3 protein-coding genes are annotated in these 990 nt (G+C 44.7%); all 3 read left to right on the top strand.

What is annotated here, in order from left to right; all coding sequences use genetic code 11:
- Positions 1 to 221: hypothetical protein (locus tag J8L97_RS23010; protein ID WP_211053046.1), on the top strand; the 221-nt coding region annotated here is incomplete at its 5' end.
- Positions 222 to 226: 5 nt separating this feature from the next.
- Positions 227 to 541: a hypothetical protein gene (locus J8L97_RS23005; protein ID WP_211053044.1), complete on the top strand. Its 315-nt coding sequence runs from the start codon at positions 227 to 229 to the stop codon at positions 539 to 541.
- Positions 535 to 990 (top strand): hypothetical protein (locus J8L97_RS23000; protein WP_211053042.1); only part of this gene is annotated, 456 nt, incomplete at its 3' end. The genes J8L97_RS23005 and J8L97_RS23000, both read left to right, overlap by 7 nt.

Below are 990 nucleotides of genomic sequence, written 5' to 3'. Positions count from 1 at the left end.
TATTCAACCCAACACAAACCCCAACAGCAACAATGATGGAATCGGTCTTTGCTTCAAGCCGCCGCGCTAATGGCAAGTCGATATTGTCGTCAGTCGTCGCACGTTCAATTTGGCACGCGAACGCTGTGCAAGGTGATTGCGCCACCCGTTCAACAACAGCAGAGCACTCTGGTTCACCTGAGGGTCTTGTTCCATCTCATCAATTGAAAGATCAAGAGTAGGCACCATGGCTTCTGCAAGACTCGGAGTAAGCACCTCGGCCAGCGCTGTAATAAAGGAGTTTATGGCGGCAACTGAATCAAAGAGCGTATCTACTGATTGGTTAAGGTCGTTATTCATTATGTTTATTCCTCGTTCTCTCGTTTGTTTATGTGTTAGCACTGTTAAGGGATTAAATGAAGTGCCACCCCAGTTATCTTTTAAACACAGCATAAACCCGAGCGTTGCAAACGTCATGGCAAATCTACTGGCAATTTTTGCCAGCACTTTTGCCAGCCTAAAACAGGAACAAAAAATACAAAAAGGTGGCAGTAAATGTTAACTCCTAAACACATAGTGGAGACCAGTATGTTAAAAAGTGACGATGCACCAAAGTGTGATCTCACATTCGCTTTGTTAGCTGCGTTAAAGCGCGCTGTAGACAATGGGCCATTTTCTCGCCCAATGGTTATAGATCGTATGAACGAAGCCCTTGGCGGTGAAAAGATGATCACTAAAGATATTTTTAGTAAGTGGTTTAGTGCCAGTGCACCAACCAAAATGCCCGCTGAATATTTACCCGCGTTTTGCTGGGCAACACGATCAGTTGAGCCTTTTAGTGCGTTATTAGCGCCGATTGATTTTAGCCCTGTTGATGGCCGAGGGTTATCAATGGTCAGTGCAGCAGAGCTTGCACTACAAGCACAGCAAATGTTGAAACAGTCAGAAAATATGTTTGCACAAATATTAGAGCAAGCTGCTATATCTTCCTCATCACAACACCCCAGCGAA

This window comes from Pseudoalteromonas sp. MMG012, assembly GCF_018100875.1.
Lineage (GTDB): Bacteria > Pseudomonadota > Gammaproteobacteria > Enterobacterales > Alteromonadaceae > Pseudoalteromonas > Pseudoalteromonas aurantia.
The sequence above is the reverse complement of the archived record's forward strand: the minus strand, read 5'-3'. Positions and strand labels throughout refer to the sequence as shown.